The sequence below is a fragment of the Bifidobacterium reuteri DSM 23975 genome, assembly GCF_000741695.1.
Taxonomy (GTDB): Bacteria; Actinomycetota; Actinomycetes; order Actinomycetales; family Bifidobacteriaceae; genus Bifidobacterium; species Bifidobacterium reuteri.
Window position 1 is genome coordinate 249,248 of the sequence record NZ_JGZK01000002.1, and the last position, 23,475, is coordinate 272,722.

12 protein-coding genes, 2 tRNA genes and 1 pseudogene are annotated in these 23,475 nt (G+C 62.2%); 5 read left to right on the top strand and 10 right to left on the bottom strand.

The genetic code is table 11. The annotated features are described in order from the left end of the window. Positions 1 to 1,404: 1,404 nt before the first annotated feature. A complete protein-coding gene (gene gtfA, locus BREU_RS02470; protein WP_044089485.1) occupies positions 1,405 to 2,928 on the bottom strand; it encodes a sucrose phosphorylase in 1,524 nt (507 codons plus the stop codon). A 643-nt stretch (positions 2,929 to 3,571) separates the two neighbouring features. On the opposite strand from gtfA, the gene BREU_RS02475 reads away from it, so the two are divergent. From BREU_RS02475 to BREU_RS02485, 3 genes and pseudogenes are all read left to right on the top strand, one after another. Beyond that, the gene (locus BREU_RS02475) at positions 3,572 to 4,858 is read left to right on the top strand and encodes an adenylosuccinate synthase (protein ID WP_044089486.1); all 1,287 of its coding nucleotides are present in this window, start codon (positions 3,572 to 3,574) and stop codon (positions 4,856 to 4,858) included. A gap of 198 nt (positions 4,859 to 5,056) precedes the next feature. After that, positions 5,057 to 5,419 (top strand): annotated as a pseudogene (locus BREU_RS12270) (fluoride efflux transporter FluC); the annotation flags it as partial. Positions 5,420 to 6,085: 666 nt separating this feature from the next. After that, positions 6,086 to 6,457, top strand: a complete 372-nt coding sequence (locus tag BREU_RS02485) for a fluoride efflux transporter FluC (RefSeq protein ID WP_044089487.1) — start codon at positions 6,086 to 6,088, stop codon at positions 6,455 to 6,457. Positions 6,458 to 6,811: 354 nt separating this feature from the next. On the opposite strand, the gene BREU_RS02490 is transcribed toward BREU_RS02485, so the two are convergent. From BREU_RS02490 to BREU_RS02530, 9 genes are all read right to left on the bottom strand, one after another. Continuing rightward, positions 6,812 to 7,672: a YwqG family protein gene (locus BREU_RS02490; protein WP_044089489.1), complete on the bottom strand. Its 861-nt coding sequence runs from the start codon at positions 7,670 to 7,672 to the stop codon at positions 6,812 to 6,814. A 419-nt stretch (positions 7,673 to 8,091) separates the two neighbouring features. Further along, positions 8,092 to 9,159, bottom strand: coding sequence for a class II fructose-bisphosphate aldolase (gene fbaA, locus BREU_RS02495; protein WP_044089490.1), 1,068 nt, complete (start codon positions 9,157 to 9,159; stop codon positions 8,092 to 8,094). Positions 9,160 to 9,373: 214 nt separating this feature from the next. Next, positions 9,374 to 10,336: a DMT family transporter gene (locus tag BREU_RS02500; RefSeq protein WP_044089491.1), complete on the bottom strand. Its 963-nt coding sequence runs from the start codon at positions 10,334 to 10,336 to the stop codon at positions 9,374 to 9,376. Between the two features lie 161 nt (positions 10,337 to 10,497). Next, positions 10,498 to 10,571: transfer RNA gene (locus BREU_RS02505), tRNA-Gly, on the bottom strand. A gap of 266 nt (positions 10,572 to 10,837) precedes the next feature. Next, positions 10,838 to 11,779, bottom strand: a complete 942-nt coding sequence (htpX, locus tag BREU_RS02510; protein WP_044089492.1) for a zinc metalloprotease HtpX — start codon at positions 11,777 to 11,779, stop codon at positions 10,838 to 10,840. A 231-nt stretch (positions 11,780 to 12,010) separates the two neighbouring features. Beyond that, complete coding sequence (locus BREU_RS02515) at positions 12,011 to 13,081, bottom strand: serine hydrolase (RefSeq protein ID WP_052381993.1); 1,071 nt, start codon at positions 13,079 to 13,081, stop codon at positions 12,011 to 12,013. Positions 13,082 to 13,575: 494 nt separating this feature from the next. Further along, the gene (locus BREU_RS02520) at positions 13,576 to 15,063 is read right to left on the bottom strand and encodes an FAD-dependent oxidoreductase (RefSeq protein WP_414133012.1); all 1,488 of its coding nucleotides are present in this window, start codon (positions 15,061 to 15,063) and stop codon (positions 13,576 to 13,578) included. A 268-nt stretch (positions 15,064 to 15,331) separates the two neighbouring features. After that, on the bottom strand, positions 15,332 to 17,812 hold the full coding sequence (locus tag BREU_RS02525; RefSeq protein ID WP_044089494.1) for an HAD-IC family P-type ATPase: 2,481 nt from the start codon (positions 17,810 to 17,812) through the stop codon (positions 15,332 to 15,334). Between the two features lie 703 nt (positions 17,813 to 18,515). Then, complete coding sequence (locus tag BREU_RS02530; RefSeq protein WP_044089495.1) at positions 18,516 to 20,537, bottom strand: S1C family serine protease; 2,022 nt, start codon at positions 20,535 to 20,537, stop codon at positions 18,516 to 18,518. 472 nt (positions 20,538 to 21,009) lie between these two features. On the opposite strand from BREU_RS02530, the gene tgt reads away from it, so the two are divergent. Then, positions 21,010 to 22,320: a tRNA guanosine(34) transglycosylase Tgt gene (tgt, locus tag BREU_RS02535; RefSeq protein ID WP_044089496.1), complete on the top strand. Its 1,311-nt coding sequence runs from the start codon at positions 21,010 to 21,012 to the stop codon at positions 22,318 to 22,320. Between the two features lie 226 nt (positions 22,321 to 22,546). Further along, a tRNA-Leu gene (locus tag BREU_RS02540) sits at positions 22,547 to 22,629 on the top strand. Positions 22,630 to 23,475: the final 846 nt, after the last annotated feature.

The following is a 23,475-nucleotide window of genomic DNA, read 5'->3' on the forward strand; positions in this document are numbered from 1 at the left end:
CGTCTGCCTTATGTCTCGAACCGGTTCGATTCTATCGCGAAGTCAATCGATTGACTAATTCAATCGGCGTGTCGAACCGGTTCGAATTCAATGGCGCCGCGCTGTGCCACCGCCCATTACCCCCCCCCGGAGAGGCACCATCCCAAAGCCGTTCCAGTACCGCTCGGTGTCGTTCGGTGTCGTTCGACACTGTTCCGGCACCGTTCGGCACCGTTCGGCACCGTTCGGCACCGTTCGGCACCGTTCGGCACCGTTCGGCACCGTTCACCACCGCCCTATATCGACAATCACCGTTCCCAACATCCACAACACCATCCAGCGCCATCCAGCGCCATCCAACGGCACCCCACAACACCATCCAGCGCAAGAAATCCGGGAGATAGACCCATTCGTCCCGGATTATTGGCGCTGAACCGGTGTCAGCGCAAGAAAATCCCCGAAACAAACCCACCCGTCCCGGAATCCTTGCACTCAGACGCGTTCAGCGCAAGAAATCCGGGACGAACGGGGTTATTACCCGGAATCATTGCGCCAGCGAATGGAAAGGGGAAGCCAAAAGACGGAGAACGAGAAGGAAGACTGGCCATCTGACTTCACTGGGAGACGCGTATGCGATGGGAGCTGGCCAGCGTGTGCCCGTCTGACATCTTTGTGACATGATGCGCGATGCCAGCTGGCCAACAACTGGCCATCTGACTTCACTGAGGGCTGTGTGTGATGCGAACGGGCCAACATGTGGCCGCCTGACTTCGCTGTCAGACGCTCAATGAAGTCAAACGGCCAGTACTTGTACAGCGACTTCACTGAGAGCCCGCCCAGCGAAGCCGCCATGACACGTACTGGCCTTCTCCCATCGCCCGAGCCGCTCAGCGAAGCCAAACGGCCACCCGTTGGCCGAATCCCATCACCCAAGCCGCCCACCAAGCCGCTCAGCGAAGCCAAACGGCCATGCGTTGCCCAGCTCCCATCACTCGAACTGCCCGCCAAGCTGCCCAACGAAGTAGGACGGCCACCCATTGGCCAGTTTCCATCGCCCAGGCATCGGCATGGGCATTATTCCACGCCAGCCGACAAGCGAGTCAGAACCAGAATCAACGAACTTCTGACGCAGGATCCTCAGAGGACAGAGTGTAAGGAGACGAAGACCGAGGAGCCAAACCGAAGAGAACCCAGACAGAGGAGACAAAAAGCAGAAACCGAAGAGACTCGAGGCCGGGAAGACAGCCGGGAAGGCGAAGGATAGAGGGCGAAAAGGACGGGAATCCGGATATCAAAGACAACAAACGGGGGTCGAGGAAGCGGTATCACTTCCTCGACCCCCGTGCCGTGCCGGCCCAGCACCAGCCCGCGCACTAGCGCGGCCCTAGACCCCAACGAGAACCGATGGGATCAGTGGCTCACCGATCAGCGGCTCACCACTGGCGGGTTGTTGAGCAGATCAGCGGTCTCGTGGTCGCCGGCGGCATCGGACCATGCGAGGCTTGCGACCGGGGTGGTGTTGTCCACGCCGAGGCCACGGCCGGGCTCGAACGTGAGCTCGGCGCGGCTGCCGCCATCGGCCTCGACCCAGCGGAAGGTGATGGACTTGTCGCCATCGGCCTCATAGCTGAACTCGCCGTCGAACGCGGGCAGTTCGTTGCGGAATCGAGCCAAAGCATTCAGCGCGCGCACCACCGGACGCTCGAGGTTCTCGTCGATTTCGGCGACCGAGTAGTAGTGGCGATTGATGTCGCGGCCGTTATTCGTCTTGCGCAGCAGCTCCATATCGTTGCGGCCGGCGAGCGCGCCGACGTAGTAGACCTGCGGCACGCCGGGCAGGAAGAACTGCACGGCGCGGGCGGCCAGATAATGCTGGTCGTTGCAGCCGAGCGCGGAATAATACGTGGAGTTCACCTGATACAGATCGAGGTTCGACGCGGCGGCACCGGTGGCGGCCTGAGACTCGCCGTGGGTGTTGGCATGGATGGTCTTGACCATGTTGTCCACATCCTCGTCGGGCACGAGGCCCTTGAGGGAGCGGTCGAGCTGGTCGGAGCCGATGTCGATGACGCCGATGCCGTCGTGCGTATCGAGCACGGTGACGGCGTTGTTCGGACGGATCTCGGTCCAGTGCGCCACAGGCTCCACGTGCCCGGTGAACAGGGAGTGCAGCAGCAGCGGCGGCAGCGCGAAGTCGTAGACGCGATCGACCTTGGATGCGATCTCCACCTGCTTCTTGTAGTAGCTGTGCACCTCGATGAGGATCTCCAGACCGCGCTTGACGCCCTCTTCGCGCAGACGGGAGATGAGCTTGAAGGTCTTGGGTGTCATGAAGCAGCTGGTGCCGGCCTCCTTGGCGCCGTAGCCGACGGCGTCGAGACGGATGTAGCTCACGTGGCTGGCGGCCATCTGGTCGAAGATGGACATCAGGTATTCCCAGCCCTTATCGGAGTCAGTGTCGATGTCCACCTGCTGCGGGGTGAAGCTGACCCACACCAGTCGCGTCTTGCCGGCGAACTTGTAGTGGGTGAACGGCAGGCCCGGGCGCGGGCGGTAGATGCCGGCGAGGTCCTCCTCGGTGGCGCCGTTCGGGAACACGGAGCTCATGGTGAGGAACATCGGGTAGTACTCGGATTCCTCGCCCTTGGCCAGTACGTCCTGGAACTGCGCGGATTCCCAGCTCATGTGATTGACGATGGCGTCGACCATGATGTCGTGGGTCTTGGAGAGCTCGGCGACGTCGTCCCAGGAGCCGAGGCGGGAATCGACTTTGGTATGGTCGATCGGATCGAAGCCGGCGTCCGCGCCATCGTACGGGGTGAAGAACGGCAGGATGTGGACGCCATCGTAGACGCCGGAGAAACGGGTGCGCAGAACGTCGGTCATGCCAGCGATGGTGCCGCTGCCGAGACGATCCGCATACGTGATCAGTTGGACTTTGTTTTTCATGGGCAACTCCTGTGTTGTGCGGTGACACTCTGTATCGAACCGGTTCGATACTATCGCCAAAGGAACCCCACAGTCCAATCGAATGGCGTGTCGAACGGGTTTGAGATTGGCGTTCAATTCGACGACCGAGACAAGCCTCGCGATGGACATAAGAAACCACGCCCGAATAGGAAGACGGAGGTCGTGGAGGAAACATCCGACGGCTCCGACGCCGGACGTTCGTGTTACTGGGGTCACCGATCACCAATGTCGAAACTCAGCCGTCGATGGCGGTCGATTGCCACCGGCACCGGCGGGGCGACCGATGTCGCAACCATCAGCGCCAATGCGCGGCGACAAGCGGCGCCGATATGCCACGTCGTAAGTACGTTGATTAATTCACTATCCCCTCAGCCCCCACCCCCGCAAAGCAGGACTGAGGGGTAGTCTCGTGCAGCACACGAAATCACGAACGTAGGCCACTTGCGGGCGAACCGGCTGAGCAACGTCATACGACCGTCTCCCGCGTGACATCCGAATGGCAACGAAACAATGGAACATGCCGCGCCCAGGGTAGAGGCCGTACGGTAACCTAGTCCCCGGCGGAAACGTACACACTTCTTGTGCGCAACCCATTGCGCAACGTGCTAGCGGGGAGGCAGGCATGCCCGGAATTGTTCTTATTGGCGCCCAGTGGGGCGATGAGGGTAAAGGCAAGGCGACCGATCTGATCGGCACCAAAGTGGACTTTGTGGCCCGCTTCAACGGCGGCAACAACGCCGGCCATAGCGTCGTGGTCGGCAACGAATCATACGCACTGCACCTGCTGCCTTCCGGCATCATCAACCCGAATCTGACCCCGGTGATCGGCAATGGCGTGGTGGTCGATCCCGAGGTGCTGTTCCAGGAGATCGACGGCCTTGAGGCCCGCGGCATCGACTGCTCGCATCTGAAGGTAAGCGAGGCCGCGCACATCATCGCCCCTTACCACCGCACGCTCGACAAGGTCACCGAGCGCTTCCTCGGCAAGCATAAGATCGGCACCACCGGCCGTGGCATCGGCCCGGCCTACGCGGACAAGATCAACCGCGTCGGCATCCGCGTGCACGACCTGTTCAACGCGCAGCACCTGCACGACAAGGTCGAGGCCAGCCTGCACCAGAAGAACCAGATGCTGGTCAAGCTGTACAACCGTCGCCCGATTGACGTGGACCAGACCACCGACGAGCTCCTGAAGCTCGGAGAACGCCTCAAGCCGTACGTGGCCAACACCGGCTTGATTCTGAACAAGGCGCTGGACGAGGGCAAGACCGTGCTGTTCGAGGGCGCGCAGGCCACCATGCTCGACGTGGACCACGGCACCTATCCGTTCGTCACCTCCTCCAACCCGACCGCCGGCGGCGCCTGCACCGGCACTGGCGTCGGCCCCACCAAGATCACCCGCGTGGTAGGCGTCTCCAAGGCGTACGTGACGCGCGTGGGCGAGGGCCCGTTCCCCACAGAACTGTTCGACGAGTCCGGCGAATGGCTGCGCCAGCAGGGCCACGAATTCGGCGTGACCACCGGCCGTCCGCGTCGCTGCGGCTGGTTCGACGCCGTGGTGAACCGTTACGCCTCCCAGGTCAACGGCCTGACCGACATCGTGCTCACCAAGCTTGACGTGCTCACCGGCCTCAAGGAGATTCCGATCTGCGTGGCCTATGACGTGGACGGAGAGCGCTACGACGACATGCCCACCGATCAGGCCGCATTCGCCGCCGCCAAGCCTATCTACGAGACCATGCCCGGCTGGGATGAGGACATCTCCTCCTGCCACACGTTCGACGAGCTGCCCGCCACCTGCCAGGCCTATGTGAAGCGTCTGGAGGAGATCAGCAACTGCCGTATCTCCGCGATCGGCACCGGTCCGCAGCGCGATCACATCATTTCCATCCACTCGCTGATCGACTGATTTCCACTCATGGCCGAATCGACCCGAGCGGACGGTGTATCGGAACCGCAGCCCAATACGATGGAGATTTCGGCGGCCCAGGTGCGCGCGCAATCCACGCCGCTGCCGCAGGGCGCCGCTGCGGCAGCCAATCCGCCGCAGATTCCGCTCGCGCCGATGAAGAAGATCCAGGCCCGCTTCAATCCGCTGGCGGACGTCATGGTCTACTGCGTCGTATTCCTGGGCGGTATGCTCGGCACCGCCATGCGCTACGGATTGAGCTTGGCACTCCCGCCGACCGCCCAGTCGCAAGGATTCTGGCAATCCTTCCATATCCCGACGTTCACGGCGAACATGGCCGCCTGCTTCATCTTCGCCGGCCTGTCCGCGTATCTCTCGCAGGCGATCTGGATGCGCAAACGTACACGTCAACTCGCTTCGCGCGGGTTCGGCATGGGCATGTGCGGCGGGTTCTCGACATTGTCCGCGCTGGCCATCGAGGAGCTGCTGTCACTGCAGGATGGTCACATTCTCGGCGCGGTGTTCTATCTGCTAGCCAGCTTCGCCGGCGGCCTGATCGTCGCCGCATGCGGCACCAAACTGGGTCTCATGCTGACCGCCAGCAGAACAGGGCGCATTGCCGCCGAGGCCTTGCAACGCCAGCAGTCGCAAGGCGGTTCGGGGCGTCACGTCACAGTCGGCAAGACGGTGATCGTGGCTGACGCCGGGAGCACTGGGATGCCGGCCGGAGGACTCAACGCTGGTGCGTCCGGAGGATTCAGTGCTGGTGCAGCCGGCGGATTCAGTGCGGAATCGCACATGGATGCGGTCATTGGCGGCGCTGGTGCTTCCAGTGCAACCAATGCAACCCGTACTGTTGGCGCAACTGGCGAAGCTGGCACCGGTGTCAGTGCCATTGCCGGTGCTGGCACCGGTGCTGATACCAGCGGAGTCGCGAATACCGCTGGCCCTGCGTTCCATGCGCAGTCGGCGGTGGATGCGCCCGCCATGCTTGGCGCATCCGTGTCTTCGCCCCTGGCTTCGGAGACGGAACCGGCGTCGGCATCCGTCTCCACCGCCACTGACGCCACGGGTCTTGCCGAATCGCCCTATGTGCCATCGATGGCGGCCACCTCGTCCGTTCCAGCTTCATCGGCTTCTTACGCCATGAGGCCGTCCTTTGAACCGGCACCCATCACCGACGAAATCCCCCCTTACCGGAGACCCGACCACAGGGGAGGCCCACTGATGACATTCATACTGGTGTGCCTGTGCGGCGGCCTAGGCGCCACCGCGCGATTCGTGGTGAACACCTCCATTCAGCAGAAATGGAAGCGACTGTTCCCCCTGTCCACGTTCGTCATCAATGTGGTCGCCACGTTCTGCGCAGGACTGGCCGCTGCCGCTTACGCCCATCACGTAGTACCGGAATCGACCTATCTGCTGTTCGTCACCGGATTTCTGGGCGGCTTCTCCACGTTCTCCACGGCGATCAACGAGATGGTCACATTGATTCGCGGACGGCACTTCGGCACGGCACTGATCTATGTGCTGGCCACCATCGTGGTGCCGGTGCTCTGCGTCACCGCCGGCTGGCTCGTCGGCAGCCTCTCTCACTGACCAATCTCTGATCGATTCCCACACTGGTGGCCCGTCTCATAAATAATTGAGGGATTTAGCTTGTTCTCTCCCCCAGTCAGCTTCGCTGACAGCCCGTCCCGCAAGTACAGACGCGCTCCGCGCGCAGCCTGCTGGCTCGCCTGCCGGCTCGCACGTTGCCTACAAACAGCTCCGCTGTTTGCTTCACGGCAACGGCCCCGCAATTTCAGACGCGCTGCGCGCGGCAGTTTGCTGGCTCGCCTGTCGGCTCGCACGTTGCCTACAAACAGCTCCGCTGTTTGCTTCACGGCAACGTCCCATCAGAGGGGGCCAGCACCACTCAACCAATTACGAGACGGACCACTAGGTCGATCTTCAGAGGCAATCCCACGTGTAGAGCACATGGGAGAAATCGAGCTGTTCGAGGTCATTGCGGCGGATGAGGAAGTTCGCGCATCCTGAGTCGCCCCACATCAGCACGTCGTCGTAGCTGTCGACCTTCAGCAGCACCAGTTCGTCGTCGTAATCCGCACGCACATCGGACTGGGTGAAGACCGGGTAGCCACCCACCTGAATCCATGACGCGGCGGACTCAGCGGACATGCGGTCGACGACCGCCTGCTCCACATCGCCCAGAACGCTCTCGGCCTCGGCGACCATCTCGGAGTCGAACTGGCTGATGACGCGTTCATACGCCGGATCGAACTCATCACATTCGTTGTTCACAGCCTCTTCGATATGCTCGGCACGCAAGGCGCAGCCGTGGAAATCCTTCTCGAACGGCGTGAATATGTTTCGATCCGGATCTCTGACGATATGCGGAAGCGTCACCACCTCATCAGAGGCGAGAACCTCCGGAACCGTTGGAATATAACGCACACAACGATTACCGTTTTCTGCCTCGCTGTCGTAATTTGCGGACAGATCGCATCCGTACAAGCTATCCGTGCCTATGAGGAACTGCAGCAACCCCTGCGTGGGATACCCTGGGAGATCCAGATCCGAGCAACGAATCTGCGCAAGCGGATACAACGGGGAGCCGTCCTCCGCCGTGACCGGGACGCCACCCGGCGACCAATACGAATCCCCTCCGAGGAAGCTTCCCAGAAGGTCCGGCTTCACGGATTCTTCCGGCACGAATGCGACGGCAGGCTTGCGCGTATCGAACGTTATGCGCCGCACAATCTCCTCCACCAACGCCTGAGCGGTGTTGTCGTTGTCATCTTCTGTTGCCATGCGGCCCTCCATCATCTTCTTTGATACTGTCGTTAGCCAATACGTCAACAATACAGTGGTTTGTCTCGCTACTAACTGGGGATTTCGGCTTCGCGTCTCTCCCCCAGTCAGCTTCGCTGACAGCCCCCTCATCAGAGGGGGCCAGCACCACTCAGACAATTACGAGACGGACCACTAGTTTGACCAGTCACCATTGTGCGGGAATCGGGCCGTATGTTCGCGCCCCAACGAGGGTGCCGCGAACATACGGTCTATTAACGGCGCGAAATCGGCTGCAAGTTCGCGGCAGTAGCGTTCACGCGCGAACATACGGTCCCTAAGCGCCACAGAATCGGCTGTATGTTCGCGGCGGCGACGTTCATACGCGAACATACGGCCTTTTAGCGCCACCGAACCCGCACTCGTGCCTCAGCGGCAGCCTACTTCAGCGCCTTGCCGGCGGAACCGAGCTGCTGGCAGGCCTCGATGACGCGCTGCGTCATGCCTGCCTCGGCCTTGCGTCCCCATGAACGCGGGTCGTAGAACTTCTTCTCGCCCACCTCGCCGTCAATCTTCAGGACCTTGTCGTAGTTCTCGAACACATGGTCGGCGATCGGGCGGGTGAACGCGTACTGGGTGTCGGTGTCGATGTTCATCTTGACCACGCCATAGCTCACCGCTTCGGCGATCTCCTCCGGGCGCGAGCCGGATCCGCCGTGGAACACCAGCTCGAACGGCTTGCCATTGGGGAAGCTCACGCTACCGGCGGCGCTCGGCAGTTCGCCGGAGACCACGGCCTGAGCCACGCGCGACTGAATCTCGCCGAGCAGCGCCGGGCGCAGCTTCACCACGCCAGGCTTGTAGGAGCCGTGCACATTGCCGAACGTGAACGCGGCCATGTAGCGCCCGCGCTCCCCCAGTCCGAGGCGACGGGCGACTTCCAGACCGTCCTCCGGGGTGGAATACAGCTTCTCGTTGATCTCGGCGGAGTGGCCGTCCTCCTCACCGCCGACTGCGCCAATCTCGATCTCCAGCACGGTGTGCGCCTTCTGGGACTTGTCGAGGAGCTCCTCGGCGATGTCCAGGTTCTCTTTGAGCGGCACGGTGGAGCCATCCCACATGTGCGACTGGAACGTCGGCTCCTTGCCGCGCGCGACTTCGTCCGCCTCGTAGGCGAGCAGCGGACGCACCCATTCGTCAAGGTACTGCTTGGCGCAATGGTCAGTGTGCAGGGCGATGGTGATGTTCGGGTACTTCGCCGCCACCACGTGTGCGAACGCGGCCAGCGCGAGCGAGCCGGTGACGCGGTCGTTCACCGCCTGACCTGACACGTATGCGGAGCCGCCCACAGAGATCTGGATGATGCCGTCCGATTCGGCATCCGCGAAGCCCTTGAGCGCTGCGTTCAGCGTCTGGGAGCTGGTCACATTGATGGCAGGGTAGGCGTACCCGCCGCGGCGGGCGGCGTCAAGCATTTCAGCATAGCGTTCCGGTGTTGCAATCGTCATGATTTCATTATGTCTCGCGCCCTGCCCGCCCCTATGGCCCACCGGTTACGCATTGCTGTGCGTTTGGTCACATCTCGGTAAATCTTTGGTTCTGCTGGCCCCTTCGGCCTGATTCAGCGGATTGGCTGCCGAAATTGCACGCCTCGATTATGACTACCCCTCAGTCAGCTCCCCTGACAGCTCCCCTGACAAGGGGAGCCAAAGACATGATAGGTTACTTGATGAGGAACACCATGATGATGATCATCGCGAAGCCGGCCAGATCGGTGGGTGTGAACACCGCGCCCGCGAACAGTACGCCGGTGATGGTGGCGGTGACCGGCTCGCTGGTACCGAGCATGGTGGCCCGCATCGCGCCGCATCGCTGCGTGCCGGCGAGGAACAGCCAGAACGCGGCGAATGTGCCGCCGATAATCGTGAACGCCATCAGCGCCCATCCCAGCGCATCAAACGTGGGCGCGGTGGCCCAAGGGCGCACGAACGGCAGCAGCACGATGCCGGAGATCACGAACATGATGCCGTTGATGGTGAAGTTGCCCCACCGGTTCATCAGGGCCAGAGGCGCGATCGCCATCAGCGAGGTGCTCATCGCGTCCGCCAGTCCCCACATGAGGCCCGGCAGCAGCAGACTGAGCTGGGTCAGGTCGCCTCCAGTGGCGATCAGCACGGTCCCGGCAAAGGCGAGCGCCACGCCCACACTCTCCTTGATGCGCGGCAGACGTTGGCTGCGCACGCAGACAATCGCCAATACGAACAGCAGATTCAGTGTCTGCAACACTGTGGCGGTGCCGGAATTGGTCCAGTCGATGGCTTTCAGATAGGAGACCTGCACCAGCAGCACGCAGATCAGCGAACAGGCGAGCAGGCGCGGATATGATGCACGGTCGCGCATCGCGCCGGCCAGTAGCCTCGGCGTGAACACTGCAGAGCATACGAGGATAATCACACCGGCCACAAGCTCGCGCACGCACGCGATCCACAATGGATCCGCATGATACGCACCCATCAGAATCTTGGAGACCGTGGCGTTCGCACCCCACAGCAGACCGCCCACAAGCACCAGTGCGCCACCGATCAAGATGTCCCGCGGGGTGCGTTCGAATGTGGGAGCGCGTTTAGGCGTGGACGCGGACTGAGGCGCTGCTTCATCGTTCGAGGATTCCTGTGAGATATGCATCGAGCCTCACAATACGCGCAACCGCACCATACACGCGGAAGCTCACGTTACCCCACGATACGCGCATGCTCGAGGAAGTGCAGCCAAATCCGATGATTCCGCGTGATAAGACGGACGCCGCCAATCATCAAGAATGATAGGAATAGGAGAAATCGCTGATATGGAGCGGACGACGGGAGTCGAACCCGCCTCTAAAGCTTGGGAAGCTTTCATTCTACCGATGAACTACGTCCGCGTGTGCGTTTCGCCGGGCCGAACACCACCAGCCGCGATAACGCACGAGTAGCTATCGTACCACGAAAATCAGGAAGAGACAGCACGCGCCATGCGAAACCTCTCAGACTCTTACGGCGAAGCGGGTTCCGCGGTCTTGCGCTCTCCCTCAGTCGGCTTCGCTGACAGCACCTTCGCAGAGAAAGGAACCAGAATAGCTTGGATATCGCAATCTTGAGTGGCGGGCCCTTCACGCGAGGGTAAGCGCGTATCGTGCACCGCCATGCATTACCGCAGCGCGCGTGTGGAATACGGCGCCCCGAGCGGAGCGCCGCCGTTCATCTCCTGGGCCATCTGCATCAGGCGGGCGATGCGCTGGTCGGTCGGTGGATGGGTGGAGAACAGTCGCGAAAAACCGACCGAGGAGAACGGGTTGGCGATCATCATCGCGGACACGGACTGGGTTCCCGCGGTTTTCCGCATCGGCGTGGTCTGCGCACCGTACGCGATCTTGTTGAGCGCGGACGCCAACGCTTCGGGATCGCCGGTCAGCAGGCTGCCGTCCTCATCGGCATCGTATTCGCGCGTGCGGGAGATGGCCATCTGAATCAGCGAGGCTGCGATCGGCGCAAGAATCATGCTCAGCAATGCACCGATCAACCCGAGCCCACCTGAGCCGCCCTCGCGATCGTCGCGCGAGCCGCCGCCGAAATACAGCAGCGAATACCCGAGGTAGGTGATCACCGTCGCCATGGCGGAGGCGATGGCGGACGTGAGGATGTCGCGATTGTACACGTGCATCAGCTCATGGCCGAGCACGCCGCGCAATTCGCGGGCGTTGAGGATCTGCAGGATGCCCTGGGTGCAGCAAACGGCCGCGTGACGCTCGTTGCGACCGGTGGCGAACGCGTTCGGGCTCATGGTGGGCGCGATGTAGATGCGCGGCATCGGCTTGCCTGCCTTGGCGCTCAGTTCGCGCACGATCTGGTAGATTTCGGGGGCTTCCTGCTCGCTGACCTCGCGCGCGCCCATCGAGGCGATGGCGAGCTTGTCGGAGAACCAGTAGGAGACGAATGTGGTGGCCAGACCGATCATGATATAGATGCCGAGCGTGCCACGGCTGCCGCCCGTGGCCCACCAAATCAGCATGATGATGGCCCACATCAGGGCGAACAGCAGCGTCGTCTTCAGGCCGTTGAAATGGCCATGCACCCGTGCCTTGGCATTCATAACGCCCAGCCTAAAGACGGTAGCTGGATGATTGCTGGATATGCCCCGAGAGGAGTGCACAGCGGAATGCGCAAGTGTGGAGCGGCAATCGATTCGGACGATTCCCGGCCGGGCAGATACGATGGCCAGCCAGATACGATGGCTGGACGGGCAGCCGCTGATGCCGCGCAGTCGACCAGCCGCGCAACCGACCATCCATAACCAGTCACGAACAGTCAGCCGTACGGCGAATCAGGCGTGCATCGAGGCGGAATGAATCTGATCCAGAGTAACAATCAGATCAGCGAGCAAATCATATTCGCCATAGGCGTCGGTCATCACCGCGAGTACATAGTCGCCGGAGCCCGAGTGCACGATGCCGGCGTCGTTCTGGGCGACATAATCACCCTCATCAATCCAACCGGCCTTGGTGTTCACGGCATACTGATTGCCCAGCGCCATGTGGATCGCGGAATTCAGCGTATCCGAATATTCGGAGGCCAGCCACTGCCGCGCATCGGCGGTGCCGTCGTCGCTGGCGTTCGTGGAAAACAGGTACGACTGCCCCTTGAGCCACAGGCGCGCGAGGTCGTTGGAGGAGATGTCGTAATACTTGGTGTCGATCACGTCGGCGGTGACGCCGAGGCCACTGGCCCACGTGCCGAGCGGAGTGCCGCCATAGGAATCGTGCAGCGCGGCGTAAGCGTCATTGTCGGAGACGGTGATGGTCTGCTCGATGAGATTGTGAGTGTCCGCCGCGACCGTGTCGGACGACTGGTATACCGCGTTGATGTCGATGGCGTCGGTGGCGGCCAAGGAGAGCACGTAGGGGCCCTTGGCGGCGGACGCAGAATAGCGGGCGGTGCCGCCGTAGGAGCTGAGCGCTGCGCCGGTCGAAACGTCGACCAGCGTGAACGACGCCTGATAGCCGTAAGCGGCGATGGCGTTCAGCTGCTGCTCGAGCTGGGACTGCTGGTCGGCGCTGAGCTGGAAGCCGACCGCTGAAATCTGGGCGCTGCCGTCCAGACTACCGACGTTCTGTACCGCTTTCTGCAGTGGGGTCAGCGGTACGGCACTGGACTTTTTCGCCTTGGAGGCGGATTTGGAGGCGGACTCAGTGCCGGCTCGGGCGGCGGCGATCTCGGCCGATACGGCATCCGGTATCGAGGCATCGCCGCCGTTCAGCCACCATGGGCTGTGCGCCGTGGTGATCAGGTCGGCGACCATGCATGCCGCGCATACCCCCGCCATCGCGATGCGGCGACGGCGATAGATGCGTTGGCGATGGAGCATGGTGGAGCGTGCACGATATTTGCCAGTCACGAGATTCCTTCATTCCTTACACAGCTGGATGAATGGGACAAGCGGGCAGAACAGATTTGCGACCATACATCGGCTGTAATCCGAAACACTGTAATCCTAAACGCCCAACACGGACTATAGCGCAGCAAAGCTGGGAGCGCTCGGCTTTTCGCTCCGCATATGGTACAGAAACTCTTGGAAGATGCTGAAGAGGACGCCAAAGAGAACGTCATGAAAGTGCCGCGAAGGCACCGAAGGCAGGAAACGGGGCGAAACATAACTATTTCACGGCATGGGTTTATGTTTCGACCCATTTGCACCACCCAAATGGGGCGAAACATAACCCGATGGCGTCGATAACTTATGTTTCGTCCCATTTTGCGGTCGCAAGGGCGGCCGCAAGGGAAAGATGCCGCCCGCGAGGGGCGATTGCAGTTGTATGGGCGGTTGCGAGGACGATTCCGAGGGAAGGATGAGGTCCTATGCAGCCCAGCCGACGCTACCCAGCCCAGACGCTACTCGGCGAGGGCAAGCTCGCGCATCTGGTCGGGCTCGATGACCTTCTTATGTTCGCGGCCTTCCTTCGCACCCTCGGCGCGCTCGAACGCGTCGACCTTCTTCCAACCAGCGAAGTCAATCGGGCGGATGCCGCGCTCGGCGAGCAGTCGGTCGATGGATTCAGGGTCGCGATCGGCTGCCACGCGGCCACCCTCGGCGGCCTTGGCCAAATCCTCAAGCATGTTGGTCACGATGGCGAGCGCGTCGGACTTGGTGGAGCCGATCAGGCCCACCGGGCCGCGCTTGGCCCAACCAGTGGCGTACAGGCGTTCGCGCACTTCGCCGCCCTCAGCCTCGGTGGTGATGCGGCCGTCGCCATTGGCGTTGGCCAGATGGGCGCCGTGCTCGTCGTAGGCGATGCCCGGAGCCTCGGCCGGCTTGTAGCCGATGGCGTGGTACACGGCCTCGACCGGGTAGTCGGTGAACTCGCCGGTGCGGTGCATTTTGCCGTCGGCGCCGGTTTCAGTGCGCTCGACGCGGATGGCCTTGACCTTGCCGTCCTCGCCCAGAATCTCGGTGGGCGCGGAGTTGAAGTGGATGTAGTACTTGCGGTCGGCAGGATTGCCTTCGAAGTCCACGTCGCCGTCGTCTTCCATATCCTCGGCCATCTCGCGCACGGCGAACAGCTCCTCGACCATTTGGCGGGTGAGCTTGTCCTTGCCGGCCACCTCGATGGTCTCGTCGTCCAGGTCGAAGTCGTCCTCGTTGATGATGAGCTGCACGCCCGGCAGCTTCTCCATCTCGCGCAGCTCCTGCACGCTGAACTTGGCCTGGGCTACGCCACGGCGGATGAACAAGTGCAGCACCTTGGCCTTGTTCTTGCCGATGCCCTCGTACACATTGTCCGGAATGTCGGTCTTGGCCTTGAGATCGTCGGCGTTGCGCATGAGCTCGCGGGCCACGTCCATGGCCACGTTGCCGCCGCCGATCACGGCGACGTTCTCGGCGGTCAGCGGCCATTCACGGGCACCGGTGGGGTAACCGTCATACCATTCGACGAACTTGGCCGCGCCGTAGACGCCCTCGAGATCGGCACCGGGCAGGTTCAGCGGCTTATCCTTGACCGCGCCGGTGGCGAACAGCACGGCGTCGTAGCGGGCGAGCAAGTCGTCAAGGGTGACGTCCTTGCCGAATTCCACATCGCAGTAGAGGTGGATGTCCGGATTGTCGAGCGTCTTCTCGAGTGCGGAGGCGATGAACTTGATGGACGGGTGGTCCGGGGCCACACCGTAGCGCACCAGGCCGAACGGCACCGGCAGCTTTTCGAACAGGTCAATGCGCGCCTTGGCACCCAGACCCAGCTCCTCGCCGAGCTTGTTGAGCTGGCGCAGGAAGATGTCGGACGAGTAGACACCGGCAGGGCCAGCGCCGATCACGGCGATGCGGAGTTCGTTGTCTGCGGAGTTCGCAGCGTTGTTTGCAGAGGTATTCACAGATTCAGTCACGCGTTACAGGTTATCGCAAAGCCTTCCGTTGCAACAGGGGGCGAGTAGTGGGAATTCTGTGTGTTTGGCCATAGTCGGCACGCGTCTCAACAAGATGAACTGCAGGATTATGGGCGTCGCTAATGTCAGATTATGGTTTTCTCTAATGTAGGATTATGGACTTCTCCAATGTAGAATTGCGGTTTTTCTCCCTGGCTGCACCGTGAATCCTTGCACCGGGTGTCGGTCAGTGCAAGGATTCACGGACGACGCCATAGCACCGCCCGCGTCACTCCCGGTCGAGGACGGCGGTGAGGGCCCAGAGGATGCTCACCACGTCGATGGCCTCCTGCAGGAACGCGCCGACGACGACCGGAATCAAGTTGAACGCAGCTGCCACCATGCCGATGACGGCGAGCGCGAGGCCCGCAACCACAGCCTGCAACATGATGCGCTTGGTACGCCGTGCGATGGCGATGGCGCGCGGCACGGCGGCGATGTCATCGTTCATGATCACCACCTGGGCGCTTTCCGAAGCGGCGGTGGACGTGCCATCGGTCATGGCCACGCCGAGGTCCGCCACGGCGAGCACAGGCGCGTCGTTGACGCCGTCGCCCACCATCATGGTGATTGGTTTCACGCCGTCGTTCTCTGCGGTCGCGGCCTTGACCGCGGCCACCTTGTCTTCCGGGAACAGCTCGGCGTGAACCTCGTCGATGCCGACCTCGCGCGCGATGATCTCGGCCGAGGCACGCTTGTCACCAGTGAGCATCGCAAGCTTGGCGACGCCCAGCTCGTGCAATCGGGCGAGCGCCTCGCGAGCGTTGGTACGAGGCACGTCACGCAGCACGATGCGTGCGATCAGCTGCCCATCCACCGACACATAGGAGGCCATCTCATCCGGCTGCAACCGGCCGAAACGCGTGCGCAGCGATTCGCCGCCTTCCTTGCCGCCCTCTTGCAGAGGGAGCTGGTTGGTGAAGGTGTCAGCGCGCAGCAGCGCCTTCTCGGTGCCCCCTTGCAGGGGGAGCTGGCCGCGAAGCGGACTGAGGGGGTTGGCCGTCAGGACCCCATCATCCCGCGCTGCCGCAAACGACAACCGCCCGACGCGCACCGCGTGCCCGTTCACCTCGCCGGACACTCCCTTGCCGGAATCCTCCTTGATGCTCTTCACCACCGGATAGTCGCGTCCATGCCCCGACCAGCTGGCTTCCGGCTCCGGGCAGAGTCGCTGGCCTTCCTCATAGCGCTCACGCAACCGCCTCATCGCCTCGGCTCCGGCCTTGGCGATGCCCTTGGACAGGATATGCACGGAATAGCTCTCAACCACACCCGCGAACATCAGCACATGGTCTTCGTCCAAGTGCAGGCGCTCGGCTGGCACGGCGTCACCGGCCGGCGGCATGGAAGCGGTCGAAGCGCCGCTGACCGAATCAGAAGACACCGAATCAGAAGAAACCGCACTAAGAGAAGCCGGACTGGAATCAGAAATCCCATCGTACGGCCGCGCGACGCCCGTTTCGGGCAGCATTTCCACGCGCACCACCTGCGGCTGTTTGACGGTGAGCGTGCCGGTCTTATCGAAGAACACCTGTGTCACTTTGCCGAGGTTTTCCAGCACATCCTGCGTCTTGATGAGCACTCCGGCGGCGGCGAGGCGACCGGTGCCGGCGATATACGCCACCGGCGCGGCAATCAGCAGCGGGCAGGGCGTGGCGAGTACCAGCACCTGTGCGAATCGGGTCGATACGCCGGACACGGCCCAGGCGACGCCGGCGATCAGCAAGGCGAGCACGGTGAACGGCACCGCCAGCCGATCGGCGGTCTTCACTACTGCCGGACGTGATTCCTGCGCGGATTCCACGAGCTGCAGAATGCGCTGATACTGTGAGTCAGCGGCCGGTTGCGTGGCGCGCATGGTCAGCGCCGTCGAACCGTTGACCGCGCCGGACATCACGCGCGCGCCGGCGAACAGCGTGCGCGGCATCGGCTCGCCGTTGATGGCGCTCAAATCCAGCGTCGCCTCGCCGGAGAGCAGCTCACCGTCCACCGGCACGGTTTCGCCGGGCAATACCATGAGCACATCGCCCGGCTGCACTTGGCCGACCGGCACAGTTTCATAATGCTGCGCGGCTGCCGCTGCCGGAGCCAAGCCCACACGCCGAAAGCCACCGGATGCGTCGCCCTTATCGGCAGCAAACCTACGGCCCACGCCGGGCAGGTTGACGACGTGCGCAGTTTGCGGGGCAGCGTTCATCAGCGCGGTCAGGTTGCGTTCGGCCTTGCTTTGGGCGTATTCCTCGATGGCCTCGCCCGAGGTAATCATCAGAGTCACCGCCCAGCTCGCCCAGTATTCGTGGACGGCGACAGTGGAGAGCATGGCCATCACCGCGAGCAAATCGACGCCTACCTGACCGTGGCGGATGTCGTCGATCATGCCGCGGACGGTGTCGGCCACGATGACGAGCACCAGCACGATGACGATCCACTGCCCTACGCCGGGGTCTCCAAGCACCGGAATGCGGAGACCTCCGTCCGTGATACCGGCTGTAGTCGTGGCCGCCGACGACACATTGGAATCGATGCTCGCCGCCCCATTGGCAGCACGCCCGGCAACCCCTGCGGCAACCGCGCTGTTCCACGGACGCCAATCGCCGAGCAACGCCAATGGGATGGCCGCGAACACCACAATGGGCAGCATCGGCACCAAGCGGCAGATGCGCACGGCGGCAGTGAGTAATCGTTTGAAGAAACTGATGAGATGCTTCATCTCAGGCTCCTTACGCTGGTATACGGAACCAATCGCGGCGGCATTGCGGGTATACGTGCGTGGCCAGCCGTAATCGGCACTGTGGTCACGCCTTGTTAACCCACCGGCGTCTGTGCCGGACTCATTGTGAGCCCCGCGCGACTTTCCGATACACGGCGTAAAAAATCGGTATTCAGTTATCGCAAATTCTTGCGCCTACCATGTTGCCTGATGCACGGGACTTTCGGCGGATTCTTCGCCGCGCGAAGGGGAAAGCCTGTCAAAACGCGGGAGAAGGCAAGCCTTTCATGAAACATGGCATTGAATCGAACGAAACCAGTGTCTCGAGTCGGTGATCCGTTAACGAATCGACTACCCCTCAGACCCGCCGGGCCAGCTCGTCCTGTAATCAGGGACGCGCTTCGCGCGCGGTTTGCCGGCTCGCCTGTCGGCTCGCACAGCACCTACAAACAGCTCCGCTGTTTGCTTTACGGTGCTGTCCTAACAAGGGGAGCCAGAATAATTAACGCATTTCTGACGCAAGGCACTAGGTCAAGCGAGCGCAGCAACCACAACACACGACATATAACAACAGGACCGTGGGGAATCATCCCCCACGGTCCTTTGATTGTCCGACATGATGCTCGGCGGCGGCCGTCCAGCGTCATGTGACGTGTGTTTGTTCAGTTATGCTGCCCCGGCATGGTCTGCCGGGAACCGGGCTTTACCAGAGGCCGAACGGATCGGTGAAACCACCGTCGTCGCCGGTGCCACCGTCATTGTTGCCGTTCGAATCGCCGTTGGAACCGTTGCCGTTCTGGTCGTTCTGACCATTCTGACCGTTCTGGTCGTTCTGACCATTCTGGTTCTGGTTGTTGTTGTTCGAGTTGGAGCTGGACGAGCCGTTCACCGACGACTCCTCCTTGTCGAGCGTCACGTCGACGTCCATGGTCTTGCCATCGCGCACGATGGTGAGTGTCACCTTGTCGCCCAGCGCGGCGGCGCGAACGAAGCCCAGCAACGAGTAGTTGTTGTTCACCGCATTGCCGTTGAAGGCCACGATGGTGTCGCCCTCCTTGATGCCGGCATTGTCGGCCGGTCCGCCGGACACCACTGCGGAACCGCCGGCGGAAGGCTTGGTGACCGTCGCACCGCCGCGGGTCACGCCGTCCGCCTCGACGGTGTCGGACTTGATGACCACGCCCAGCGCCACATGCTTGGCGGAGCCGTCCTTGATAATCTCGTCAGCCACGCGCTTGACCAGGTTGGACGGAATCGCGAAGCCGATGCCGATGGAGCCTGCGGACTCGGAGGAGGTGGCGGTCGATGCGATCGAGGAGTTGATGCCAATCACCTGACCGGCCGCGTTGAAGGTCGGGCCACCGGAGTTGCCCGGGTTGATGGCGGCGTCGATCTGCACGGCGTTGGTCACAATCTCGTTGTTGTTGTCGTCGGTCACGGTCACCGGGCGGTTGAGGGCGGAAACGATGCCGGTGGTGGCAGTGTCGTCGTAGCCGAGCGGGTTGCCGATAGCCATCACGTTCTCGCCGACCGCGAGTTTGTCGGAATCGGCGAATTCCACGGCCTTGAGGTCGCTCGGCGGGTTGTCGAGCTTGATCACGGCGAGGTCGGTGGTGGTATCGGTGCCGACGAGCTGCGCGGAGTACATCGTGCCGTTGGCCAGCGTCACCTGAATCTGCTGGGCGCCGGAGATCACGTGGTTGTTGGTCACGATGTAGCCCTCGGTGCTGATGATCGCGCCGGAGCCCTTGGCGGTGCCGTTGCTCAGCTGGGTCTGGATGGAGACCACGGAGCCGGAGACGTCGCCGGCCACGGTCTGCCAGTCAGGCGCTTCTCCGGTTTTGGCGGTGGCGGAGCCGGAGCCGGACTTGTTCGAGGTCACATTCGCCAGCGAGCTCGTGGTCGGCACAGTCACCCAGCCGTAGGTGATGGCCGCGTAGCCAAGTCCAAGGCACAGCGCGGCGGCGACTACGGCTGCGACGACAGCCGCGACAATGCTGCTGGCGGTCTTGCTCAGGCCCTTGGACGCAGGCGCGCCGGGCTGTCCCGGCTGACCGGGCTGTCCCGGCTGGCCCGGCTGGGGGAAGCCGGATTGCGGCGGAACCGGACCGTTCGGAGTGCTCTGCGGGGCGAACGGATTGCCGTTGGACGGCGCGGTCGGCTGCGGGTTGTTGGTGAAGTACGGGTTGCGGTTGCCCGGCTGGCCGGACTGACCAGGCTGCTGCGGAGCGGACTGGCCGAACGGCAGCGGCTGCGTGGGCTGACCGCCGGCGGCCGGAGCGCCCTGCTGGTTTGCGGTCGGCACAGGGCCGTAGGCGCCGAATTCGGGAGCCGGGCGGTACAGCGGCTGTGTGGCGGATTGGCCGGAAGACGCAGACGAAGCGGACGAAGCGGACGCATCAGTGGACGGCGTCGAAGACACCACCGTGCTTTCGCCCTTGGCGGAAGCGTAATCGGGAACGGGTTCGCTCACCGGAGCCTGCGATGCGGTCGCCGTAGAATCCGGGCCGGGAATCGACTGAGTGGCGGCGGCATCCACGCCGGTATTGGCGGACGCGGGCGCCTGCGGCTGCGTCACGGACTGCGCCGCCGCCTGCGAAGTAGACTGCGTAGCGGCATCAGAGGTTTGCGGGACCTGCGCGTCCGGGTTCTGGAACTGTTGCGGATTGCCTTGAGGATCCTGCGGGGTCTGGTCGACGCCCTGCGGGTTGAATTCGTCAGCCATAGCTGCTCCTTAATCATGAAGTTCATATGTTTCGTGGCACCGCGCCAGTCGTTCGCATCGACCAGCCGCGTCCTCGTGCTCTACCTCTGTAGTAAAGGCATTCAATCTGGAGGTTTTCTGAACGTTCATTGAAAGTCTATGCGTAATCTTCGAGGAGTCCGATGGATGTCTCGCGGAGTATCTACGTTACGAGGGGCTGATTGGAGCTTTCCAGAAGGTCTATCGGCGTTACAAGGGGCTACCCGACCAGATAGCCGAACCGCAAAATGCCGGAATGACGGTGAGAGAAAGCCGATTTTCCGCTTGGCTGTCATTTTGGCAGCCCCTCGTAAACGAGTTATAAGCGAATGCCACTAAATCCCGGCCACCCATACACGCACATCCCGCTGTTATGCTGCGCACCCTGCCAGCACTCACCATCGGATGTCAGAATTTCTTCAGTTTTCCCGCCCTTTTGCTTAAAGTGAACACTATGACGAGTCTTTTGGAACATCCCCTCGGCGCGGAGCCCGGTCAGCCAGGCGACCGCAGCGCCTTCAGCTTTGAAACCATCACCCGGCTGCCCTCAACGGCGGACGGTCTCGGCCGGAATGGCGCGCGATACGGCCGCACCGGCATCATCCACACGCCGCACGGCGACATCCGCACACCCGCATTCGTACCGGTGGGCACGCAGGCCGCGATGAAGGCCGTGCTGCCCGAGCAGATGAAGGAGCTCGGCGCGCAATGCCTGCTCGCCAACGCCTTCCACCTGTTCGAGCGTCCCGGCGAGGACGTGTTGGACGCCGCAGGCGGTCTCGCCCGTTTCATGCACTGGGACGGGCCAACGTTCACCGACTCGGGCGGCTTCCAGGTGATGTCCCTAGGCGTCGGCTTCAAGAAGACGCTGGCTATGGACGTGACCGGCATGAAGTCGGACGACATCATCGCCAAAGGCAAGGAGCGTATGGCCTGGGTGGACGAGGATGGCGTGACGTTCAAGTCACCGCTCAACGGCAGCGCGCACCGCTTCTCCGCCGAGATCTCCATGGGCATCCAGCACAAGCTGGGCGCGGACATCATGTTCGCGTTCGACGAGCTCACCACGCTGATGAACACCCGCTCCTATCAGGAGGATTCGGTGGAGCGCACGTTCCGCTGGGCCAAGCGCTGCGTGGCCGAGCACGAGCGCATCACCGCCGAACGGGTCGGCAAACCGTATCAGGCGCTGTATGGCGTGGTGCAGGGCGCGAATTACGAGGATTTACGCCGCAAGGCCGCAGCGCAGATCGCTTCGCTCGACTTCGACGGCGTGGGCATCGGAGGCGCGATCGAGAAGCGCATCATCGGCGACACCTGCGCATGGATCTGCGATGCCATGCCGGAGAACCGTCCGCGTCACGTGCTGGGCATCGCTTCCGTGGACGATATCTTCGCGTGCGTGGAAAACGGCGGCGACACGTTCGACTGCGTGGCCCCCGCGCGCTGCGCCCGCAATGGCGCGATTTTCACGCGCAACGGCCGATACAACATCAAGCGTGCCCAGCATAAGTTCGATTTCGGGCCGCTGGAGGAAGGCTGCGACTGCTACACATGCCGCAATTATTCGCGCGCATATGTGGACCATCTGTTGCGCGCCCGCGAGTTCAACGGGTTCACGCTGGCCACGATCCACAATGAGCACTTCTTCGTGAAACTGCTGGACGACATTCGCGCCTCAATCGACGGCGGCTATTTCAACGAATTCCGCGACGAGGCCCTGGCGAACTTCTACGGCAACGGGTCACGCAAACCCGGGCTGTGATTCCGCCCGCATCAGGCGATGTTAAGCGATGCCACGTCTTGCGCTGTGTGTGCGGGATAACGGCGACGAAACCCGCCATCCCGCACACAGCGCAAGGCGCATGACGACATGCGTTCGACTCTGCACAATAGCTTCCGCACAATCCTCGGTGCGCCACACACGCCACGCGCGCGACACGCCGAAGATTGTGCTATCGCGTCTCCGGGTGTAAGTTAGTCGATTGTCTGCGAGTGTGGCGGAATGGTAGACGCGCTGTCTTCAGGTGGCAGTGAGTATATGCTCGTGGGGGTTCAACTCCCCCCACTCGCACACAGATGATAACCCCGGAGCCGTTGGAATACCAACGCTCCGGGGTTTTTCGTAACCGTAATGAATGCGAAACCCTACCTAAGACCCTACAATCTCTGATAAGCCCTGTTGACTGGCGTCGATTACAGATTTAGTGTCAAAACGTAGGGTCTTGCTCGCGTGTGCCGTTGGTGTGTCGTCGGTTAGCTTGACGCGAAAGATGCCGTAAATATGCCAGCCTCGATTTCGCGACGCCGGAATGTCGGAAATCGCGTCGCTGAAGCTTTGTCTCGGGCGGGATAAGGTGAGCTTTTACCGAGACGACGACGTAGCCGCATCCTCCACGAGCAGATACATCGCATCGCTCCGGTACTTGGGTCGCGAATTCAACGACTCCCCCACCGCAGGTCCTTCCAGACGCACACGGTTGCCGGAAATAAGCAACGTAATCTCCGCAGCGTGCCCTCGCCAATCGCGTGCTTTTCGCAGATGCCGCATGAATTTGCGAGCTTGCGAGCTCGCGAGCGCATTGTCTGCGGCTGGCCCAGAAACACTGGTTGCTGCAGGCGGAGCGGATCAGTATGGTGGGAGAGCCGGCAAACGACCGATTGTGCGCACATTATCGGGTACTGCCACGCAGAGGGGAGGTCTGATGAACGTTGCAGACGACGTCCGCAAGCGCATACGGAACAATGCTGATACCTCCATCGCGGCCGCCTCCGCATCACCGACGCGACCCTCAGGCACCGAGGCTGCGCCAGCCGAGTCCGCGCAACCCACGCACACCGCACAAGATCGGCAGACCGCACACGACGCAAACACCGCGAGCCCCAGCGTCACACCGCACTCGGTAGGACCAGCACAACC

Bases quoted from the DNA above. Each gene is read 5' to 3' on its own strand.
- tgt (WP_044089496.1), top strand. From the start codon at position 21,010: ATGACGAGTCTTTTGGAACATCCCCTCGGCGCGGAGCCCGGTCAGCCA.
- BREU_RS02485 (WP_044089487.1), top strand. From the start codon at position 6,086: ATGACATTCATACTGGTGTGCCTGTGCGGCGGCCTAGGCGCCACCGCG.
- BREU_RS02525 (WP_044089494.1), bottom strand. From the start codon at position 17,812: ATGAAGCATCTCATCAGTTTCTTCAAACGATTACTCACTGCCGCCGTG.
- htpX (WP_044089492.1), bottom strand. From the start codon at position 11,779: ATGAATGCCAAGGCACGGGTGCATGGCCATTTCAACGGCCTGAAGACG.
- BREU_RS02475 (WP_044089486.1), top strand. From the start codon at position 3,572: ATGCCCGGAATTGTTCTTATTGGCGCCCAGTGGGGCGATGAGGGTAAA.
- BREU_RS02490 (WP_044089489.1), bottom strand. From the start codon at position 7,672: ATGGCAACAGAAGATGACAACGACAACACCGCTCAGGCGTTGGTGGAG.
- BREU_RS02500 (WP_044089491.1), bottom strand. From the start codon at position 10,336: ATGCATATCTCACAGGAATCCTCGAACGATGAAGCAGCGCCTCAGTCC.
- gtfA (WP_044089485.1), bottom strand. From the start codon at position 2,928: ATGAAAAACAAAGTCCAACTGATCACGTATGCGGATCGTCTCGGCAGC.
- BREU_RS02530 (WP_044089495.1), bottom strand. From the start codon at position 20,537: ATGGCTGACGAATTCAACCCGCAGGGCGTCGACCAGACCCCGCAGGAT.
- fbaA (WP_044089490.1), bottom strand. From the start codon at position 9,159: ATGACGATTGCAACACCGGAACGCTATGCTGAAATGCTTGACGCCGCC.